Genomic DNA, 8,025 nt, shown 5'->3' on the forward strand with positions numbered 1-8,025 from the left:
CGCACTGTGGAAGTCCTGCAGAATGACGGACGAACCCTTGCAGAATGACCATCCGCAGGTCATAGGCATGTCCGGCAGCCCCGCTACACTAGTGACTCGTGAGTGATGCAGTAGATATCCAACGCGAATGGTCCGAGCTTGCCCAAGAAGTGCGCAAGCACCGCGAGCTGTACTACAACGGCGAGCCGTCGATTCCGGATGCGGACTTTGACGCGCTCTTCCAGCGCTTGCTGGCCTTGGAAGCAGAACACCCGGAGCTTCAAACTCCGGATTCGCCTACCCAGCAGGTGGGCGCTGCCCCGGAGGGCGCCGTTGACATTGAGCACCTGGAACGCCTGTACAGCTTGGACAACGTCTTTAGCGCCGAGGAATTGCAGGATTGGCTGGACCGCACCCCGGCAAAGGCCTATCTCACCGAGCTCAAGATTGATGGCCTGTCCATCGACTTGGTCTACCGTGATGGCAAGCTTGCCACGGCCGCCACGCGTGGTGATGGTCGCGTCGGCGAGGATATCACGGCTAATGCGCGCGTTATTCCCGATATCCCACGTGAGCTGACGGGCAGCGAAGAATACCCGGTTCCCTCCCTGGTAGAGGTCCGTGGCGAGGTGTACATGCGCCCGGATGAATTTGAGGAAATTAACTCCGCACGCCGCGAGGATGGCAAGCCGACCTTTGCCAATCCCCGTAACGCGGCCGCGGGCGGGCTGCGTATGAAGGACCCGGAGGACGTCAAGAAGCGCCGGCTCCACATGGTCTGCCACGGCATTGGCGCGCGCGAAGGATTCCAACCAGCCTCGCAACACGACGCCTACCAGGCCTTGGAAGCGTGGGGATTCCCGGTGTCGCCTTATACCCAGCGGGTCACCACCGCCAAGGAGGTTCAAGAGCGCGTGGCCTACTGGGAGGAACACCGCCACGATGCTTACTTCGAGATGGACGGGCTCGTCATCAAGGTCGACGACCTGGCCAGCCAGCGCTCCTTAGGCGCGACTTCACGTGCGCCACGTTGGGCCATCGCGTATAAGTACCCACCGGAGGAAGTCACCACCAAGCTGCTCAACATTGAGGTTGGCGTCGGTCGCACCGGGCGCGTGACGCCTTTCGCCATCATGGAACCAGTCTTTGTCTCCGGCTCGACGGTTTCCATGGCCACCCTGCACAACCAGTTCGAGGTCAAGAACAAGAACGTCCTCATCGGGGACACAATTGTCATCCGCAAGGCCGGAGAGATCATCCCTGAGGTACTCGGCCCCGTTCTAGACAAGCGCGATGGCAGCGAGACCGAATGGGTCTTCCCGGAGAACTGCCCTGCATGCGGCACGAAGCTGGCTCCGCAGAAGGAAGGCGACCAGGACTGGCGCTGCCCGAATACCCGCAGCTGCCCAGCGCAGCTGGCGGCGCGTCTGGAATACCTGGCTTCCCGCAAGGCGCTCGACATTGGTGAGCTGGGGGAGAAGGCGGCGGCGGACTTGATTTCTTCCGGAGTGCTCGTGGACGAGGCAGAACTCTTTGATCTCGATGAAGAAGCACTCCTTAAATCCTCGGTCTACACCACCCAGAAGGGCGCGCTCAACGCCTCGGGCAAGAAGCTGCTGGAGAACCTCAAAACCGCCCGCCAGGCTGAGTTCTGGCGAGTGCTCGTAGCGCTGTCCATCCGCCACGTTGGCCCCATTGCCGCACGTGCGTTAGCCACGCGGTTTGGCTCCATGGAGGCGCTGCGCGCAGCATCGGTGGAGGAGCTGGCGGATACCGATGGCGTGGGCGGCATCATCGCGGAATCCTTTAAGCAATGGTTTGAGGTGGACTGGCACGACAACATCGTGCAGAAGTGGACCGCCGCCGGGGTGACCATGGAGGAAGAATCCAGCGATAAGCCCGCGCAAACGATGGAGGGAATCACCGTGGTGGTGACCGGAACCCTAGAGAACTACAGTCGCGATTCCGCTAAGGAAGCCATCATATCCCGTGGCGGCAAGGCCTCCGGGTCGGTGTCGAAGAAGACCAACTATGTCGTCGTCGGAGAAAACGCCGGTTCAAAGGAACAGAAGGCCCGCGACCTTGGCTTGACCATCTTGGATGAGGAAGGCTTCAACCGCCTCCTTGAAACGGGCGAGGCATGAAGTTAGCCGCCTTCGACCTGGACGGCACTATCTACTTTGATGGCCACATGCCCGAAGACGTGCCGGAGGCGATTGCCGGTTGGCGCGCTGCGGGCAACCTTGCTGTCGTGGCCACGGGCAAGTCTCCTCATTCTGCTCGGCGTGCACTAGAGCCTTTTGGCGTTGACTTTGACTACTACCTGCTCTGCAACGGCACCGTCATCATGGATGGCTCTTATGAGTTGCTCTACGAAAACCATGTACCGCCCGAGGTGGTTCGTGCCGTGTATGAGCGGGTGCATGACACACCAAAGCTCGACCTCTATTGCACACGTTTGACAGGCCCGGACGGCTACCTCGTGCGCAACGTGGCGGGCGTGCACAACCCCATCATCAGTGAGCCCGTGCCGGTCCCGCCGTCACGCATTGAGGAAGAGGTCTTCCCGCTTGTTGCCGCCTGGACCCCGGGCAACCCAGACCTGCAGAGGAAGATCGCGCAGTGGGTCACGGACCGCTTTCTGGTAGGTACCGCGATGAACCGCAACTTCTTCGACATCATGCCGCCCGGTCACGACAAGGGCTTTGCCTTGACTTGGCTGCTTCGTCACCTGGAAGTTGAGCGCTCTGACATTGAGCTCATCACCTTCGGGGACGGGCACAATGACCTGCCCATGCATGCGCTTGCCGACGTCTCCCTCACCTTCCCCTGGGCACAACCCGACATCCACAAGGCGTGCACCGCGGTGGTGGACTCAGCCGTTGAAGGTCTAATACACTACGGTTCATGAAGATTGCGGCTTTAGACATGGATGGCACTGTTTACGTCAACGAAGACATAACAGAGGCCACACAAAAAGCCATCGCTGAGTGGCGTGCCGCAGGCAACTTGGCCGTCTCCGTGACGGGCAAGTCCATCGCCAATGCGCGCAACACACTCGAACCCTTCGGCGTGGAGCTGGACTACCACGTGCTCTACAACGGGACAGTCATCACCGGCGGCGACTATTCCATCCTGCACGAGGAGCATCTGCCGAGTGAGGTTGTGCAGTCCATTGTCGCTCGTTTCACCGGCCTGCCGTTGAATATCTACCTCACAGGCTTGTCTGGAGCCGACCAGGTAGCGTGGGATGGCCTCGCAGGACGCGAGTCCTCCATGGTGGCGAATACGGAAGTGGTGGATCCGGGGGACGTCGCCAAGCGCAGCACTGTGTTGTTGTCCCTGTGGATCCCTGGCAACCCTGAGCTGCGCCGCGAGGTGGACGAGTGGGTCCGCGAGAATTGTGCCGTCGAATCATCCTTTAACTGCGATTTCTACGACATCATGCCACCTGGCCATAACAAGGGTGAGGGCTTGACGCGGTTGCTTGATCATCTCGGCCACGAAAAAGCTGAACTCTACACCTTCGGCGATAGCTTCAATGATCTCTCGATGCACTCCATCGCCACCGAGTCCTTCACGTTCCCGGGGACCAAGATCACCGAAGAGGTGGACCACGTGGTCCCCGATGTCGCCGCGGGACTCAACTCGTTGCTTGCCCGCTAAGTAAGAAACGCACCCAAGATGGCACCCAAGTCACCCAAGTGCTCAACTTCGGAGGCGAGGTAATCGGGTCCACCAACGCGGCCCATCACCACCACGTAGTTCGTTCCCACGAGGGGAGCAGCGGCCAGCGCGGATTCGATGAGCGTCCAGGATTCCGGAATCCACGTGTCCTTTTCAGGGTTGAGCACGCGAGCCGTTGTGATGTTGAGGTCGGTGGGGATCGAGCCGTCGTCGGCAGGCGCGGCGTCCGACGCGGCGATGCGGCTGATGTTCTCGTCGTTCGCGATGACAATGGCCCAATTGGACGTCAGCGCCTTGGGGATGGCGGCGCAGACTTCACTCATTGCGGCCGTCACGTTGCGTTGTGCGGCAACCTTGGCCAGCACGTGGATTTGCCCGCGGCGGTCAACGCGACCGCTGAAGGGGCGAATGGAGTCGACCTCGACTCCTTCCACGGTCTGTGCTGCCGTGATGATCTCATCCGCCATGGTGGACTGGGGGAGATCCAAGACGATGTCATCCATGACCGTACCGTCTGGGAAATTCTCCACAATGTCGACGGAGCGGATATTGGCCTCGATGCTGCCCATCGCGTTGGCAAGGAGGCCAAGGCTGCCGGGGGTGTCAGGGAGAAGGACACGGACGAGGTACGACATATCGTTCTTTCTGGGGAAGGTGAATAAGTAGGGAGGGGATATTTGGCTTTCTAACTCGATCGATGTTACCCAACCTGTCGAATACTATTCAATAGTATGAGCTTCACTTAGGGGAGGAGTGGTGGTGGCGCGGCAACAGCTGTGCAGTACCATGGGTGCTTAGCTATCAACCGTCTCAATGAATAAAAGGATGGAGTTCGCGTGTCTGATATTTCGCGTGACGAGGTCGCGCACTTGGCAAAGCTGTCGCGATTGGCCCTGAGCGAGGAAGAACTGAAGCAGTTCGCCGCGCAGATCGACGAAATCGTGGACTCGGTGTCCGCGGTGGGCAAGGTCGAGGCTGAAGGTGTGGAGCCAATGTCGCACCCGCACTCCGTACATGCTCCAATGCGTGAGGACGTTATTGTGCGCACCCTCACCGCCGAACAGGCCCTGGACCAAGCGCCGGCAGCTGAAGATGACCGCTTCATGGTTCCGCAGATTCTGGGTGGAGGAGACGAATAAGAATGGCACAATTCATTGCGCCCACCGAGGGCATTACCGCACTGACCGCCGCCGAGCTGGCTGAGAAGATTCACTCCCGTGAGCTCACCTCCCGCGAAGTTACTCAGGCATTCTTGGATCGCATCGCGGAGACCGATGGCGAGCTCAACGCCTTCCTCCATGTTGGCGCGGAGGAAGCACTGGCGGCTGCCGACGCCGTCGATAAGGCCCTCGACGCCGGCGAAGAACCCGCCTCTGCCTTGGCTGGCGTGCCGCTAGCGCTCAAGGATCTCCTCGTTACTACCGACGCCCCCACGACCGCCGCCTCCAAAATGCTGGAGGGCTGGGTGTCACCTTATGACGCCACGCTGGTGACCAAGCTGCGCGAGGCCGGCATCCCGATTCTGGGTAAGACAAACCTTGACGAGTTCGCGATGGGTTCTTCTAACGAGAACTCTGCTTATGGCCCCGCGCACAACCCCTACGACACCGAGCGCACCCCGGGCGGCTCCGGCGGCGGCACTGCTGCGGCTCTCGCCTCGGGCCAGGCTCCGCTGGGAATCGGTACTGACACTGGTGGCTCGATCCGCCAGCCTGCTGCACTGACCAACACCGTTGGTGTCAAGCCGACGTACGGCACGGTGTCGCGTTACGGCCTCATCGCAGCTGCAAGCTCTCTGGACCAGGCAGGTCCGACTGCCCGCACGGTTCTGGATACCGCACTGCTGCACGAAATCATTGCCGGACACGATTCTTTTGATGCCACCTCCGTGGATAAGCCGGTTGCCCCGGTAGTCGCCGCCGCTAAGGAAGGCGCCAATGGCGACCTTTCCGGCGTCAAGGTTGGCCTGATCAAGCAATTCGAGCGCGACGGCTGGCAGCCGGGCGTGATGGAGGCCTACCACGCTGCGGTTGAGCAGTTGAAGAACCAGGGCGCGGAGATCGTCGAGGTTGACTGCCCGCACTTCGACGATGCACTAGCTGCGTACTACCTCATCATGCCGTGTGAGGTCTCCTCCAACCTGGCCCGCTTCGACGGCATGCGCTACGGCCTGCGTGTGGGCGATGACGGAACCCACTCCGCGGAAGTGGTTATGTCTCTGTCCCGCGCTGCTGGCTTTGGTCCTGAGGTTAAGCGCCGCATCATGCTGGGTACCTACGCGCTATCCGTCGGATATTACGACGCCTACTACCTTCAAGCGCAGCGTGTGCGCACCCTCATTGCACAGGACTTTGAGCGCGCTTTCGAACAGGTCGATGTCCTTGTTTCCCCGACCACGCCGACCACGGCCTTCAAGCTGGGGGAGAAGGTTGAGGATCCGATGGAGATGTACAACTTCGACCTCTGCACCCTGCCGCTGAACCTTGCCGGCGTGTGCGGCATGTCTGTACCCTCCGGCTTGGCGTCTGACACCAATCTGCCGACCGGCCTGCAGATCATGGCTCCGGCGTTCAAGGATGACCGCCTGTACAAGGTTGGTGCCGCCTACGAAGCGGGACGAAAGTAGCGCGCAGAACTGCACCTTGTAGTGCGCCTCGGCCGGTGACCTTTCACGGAAACGTGGGAGGCCACCGGTCTTCGTCGTTTTATTCGACGGTGGGTACGTTCCTGGGTTTGTAGTTGTTCCCTTTCTCGCAGCTGTGGCTCGTCGTTTGATTCGACGACTCGGGGTTTAGAAGGGGATGTCCTCGCCGCTGTCGGTGTCGGTGTTGGTCTGGGTTTCGGCTTTGGCTTTGGCTTGTTGTTGTGCGTAGTCGTCGAGTTCTTGTTTGAGCTGTTGGGCTTCTTCGCGCACACGTTTCCTGGTGGCGGTGATGTGTTGGGCGACTGTTTGTGCCCAGCGTTTCTGTTTTGGTGCCAGGGGTCCTTCTGCTTCGTTGATGGTCCAGGTACCGTCGGCGAAAAGCCAGATAGCATCCCCACTGTAGGGGTCCAGCAAGTATTTGAGGGTGCCATCGGTTTTCATGTTGTGATGGCCTTGGCATAAACATGCCAGGTTCTTCGGGTGTGTTGGCCCGCCTTCAGCCCAGTTGTGCCGGTGGTCAAGCTGGGTAAGAAAGGCAGGTTCCTCACACCCGCCGACCCGGCAGGTTCCGTCGCGGCCTTCGACGTGTTTGCGCATGACAACACCTGGTTGGTAGCCGTCTGCTTCGGCTACCTCGCCGGTTAGATCCCGGGTTTTATCATGCGGCATGGCTTCTTGCCGCCAGCCGAAGCCTTCAATAAAGGTTGGGGCATTCTCAATATCGCAGGCCTGATAGGTGTGTAGCACCACAGCGGCTGGAGGCTCAATCTCACCGGACAGCAGTTTCTTGACAGCATCCGGAATCGTCAGGTCGTGCTTGGCAGCGGTTTGGTGGATGAAGGCATCGAGTTTAATGCCGGTATCTTCAGTAACTTGGAGTTCTAGCCAGGCGGAGGTTCCGTTGGAAGAAAAGCGGTAGGTGTCTTTGGGGCGGGTGTCGCGATATGCGATGGAGTCATCCAGGGTTTTACAGATGTCGCGGACTTTGCGTCTGATTTGGCTGCGGGTGGGAAAAGCCTGATTCGCCTTAGTGGGGGTGAAAAAGTCAGCCAGGATAGTGTCGATGAAATCCAGGGTTTCAGCAGTCAAGGCGGTTAGTGCTGACATGGGTTGGTCAATAGCAATCAAGGACTCGATGTCGAGCAAGCACAAGGTGTCTTGTATGGCTTTGACTTTCGGCAGGCTATCAAGCCGGTGGATGGCACGCAGACCTGCTTTGATGTGACCTTCCGGAAGTGACCAGGCCGCCACTAAAGATAGGGCGGTGGTGTTGATATCGGCTTGCAGGCTGGGCATGGCAGCCTGCCAGGTGTCATAGATGGCACGGCGGGCTTTAGCGCGAGCAACCGCGTGTGGGTTATTAGGGTTGGTCGTTGAGAAGAAAAGGTAGGTGGGCGTGTGACAGTGGTGGTCATGGAAGTCTCCCCCGAGACAGATACTGGTTTAGAAGCTGTGTTCTAACCGTAATTCTAGTACCACATGGCCTGTTTGGCTATAGTCAGTGGTAAATTAATGTCAAGTCGCTACTATAAACGGGGGTAGTGGCACCCTGTTAGCCAGGACGTTCGGTAGGGTGCAGTAGGGGTAACGCGGATTCTAAGGATCGTGGAAACACCTGACCTTGATTGGTGGTGTTTGTGGTGTCGAGTCGTTGGGATCCTTCGCCGGATGTGGTGGAGCAGCTATGTTGCTTGGTTTCAGGTGGTCGTAGTGTG

At 59.3% G+C, this 8,025-nt stretch carries 7 protein-coding genes; 5 read left to right on the forward strand and 2 right to left on the reverse strand.

Annotation, left to right across the window (positions count from 1 at the left end):
- The first annotated feature begins 98 nt into the window (after positions 1-98).
- The 3 genes from ligA to ACUY3D_RS01615 are packed head-to-tail and all read left to right on the forward strand — an operon-like array spanning position 99 to position 3,645.
- On the forward strand, positions 99-2,123 hold the full coding sequence (gene ligA / locus ACUY3D_RS01605) for an NAD-dependent DNA ligase LigA (RefSeq protein WP_269948190.1): 2,025 nt from the start codon (positions 99-101) through the stop codon (positions 2,121-2,123).
- Positions 2,120-2,890: an HAD family hydrolase gene (locus tag ACUY3D_RS01610; protein ID WP_269948191.1), complete on the forward strand. Its 771-nt coding sequence runs from the start codon at positions 2,120-2,122 to the stop codon at positions 2,888-2,890. Before ligA ends, ACUY3D_RS01610 begins: the two co-directional genes overlap by 4 nt.
- Positions 2,887-3,645, forward strand: coding sequence for an HAD family hydrolase (locus tag ACUY3D_RS01615; RefSeq protein ID WP_269948192.1), 759 nt, complete (start codon positions 2,887-2,889; stop codon positions 3,643-3,645). The genes ACUY3D_RS01610 and ACUY3D_RS01615 overlap by 4 nt, the downstream gene beginning before the upstream one ends.
- On the opposite strand, the gene ACUY3D_RS01620 is transcribed toward ACUY3D_RS01615, so the two are convergent.
- The gene (locus tag ACUY3D_RS01620) at positions 3,642-4,301 is read right to left on the reverse strand and encodes an ACT domain-containing protein (RefSeq protein ID WP_070525255.1); all 660 of its coding nucleotides are present in this window, start codon (positions 4,299-4,301) and stop codon (positions 3,642-3,644) included. The two genes, ACUY3D_RS01615 and ACUY3D_RS01620, sit on opposite strands and share 4 nt — an antisense overlap.
- Positions 4,302-4,502: 201 nt before the next feature.
- Here ACUY3D_RS01620 and gatC point away from each other — a divergent pair, with 201 nt between their 5' ends.
- Both gatC and gatA read left to right on the forward strand, forming a co-directional pair.
- Positions 4,503-4,805: an Asp-tRNA(Asn)/Glu-tRNA(Gln) amidotransferase subunit GatC gene (gene gatC / locus ACUY3D_RS01625; protein WP_070525257.1), complete on the forward strand. Its 303-nt coding sequence runs from the start codon at positions 4,503-4,505 to the stop codon at positions 4,803-4,805.
- A 2-nt stretch (positions 4,806-4,807) separates the two neighbouring features.
- On the forward strand, positions 4,808-6,292 hold the full coding sequence (gene gatA / locus ACUY3D_RS01630) for an Asp-tRNA(Asn)/Glu-tRNA(Gln) amidotransferase subunit GatA (RefSeq protein WP_269948194.1): 1,485 nt from the start codon (positions 4,808-4,810) through the stop codon (positions 6,290-6,292).
- Between the two features lie 165 nt (positions 6,293-6,457).
- Here the strand turns inward: gatA and ACUY3D_RS01635 are convergent, their stop codons facing one another.
- Complete coding sequence (locus ACUY3D_RS01635) at positions 6,458-7,606, reverse strand: HNH endonuclease signature motif containing protein (RefSeq protein WP_448240201.1); 1,149 nt, start codon at positions 7,604-7,606, stop codon at positions 6,458-6,460.
- Positions 7,607-8,025: the final 419 nt, after the last annotated feature.

The organism is Corynebacterium guaraldiae (assembly GCF_053480195.1).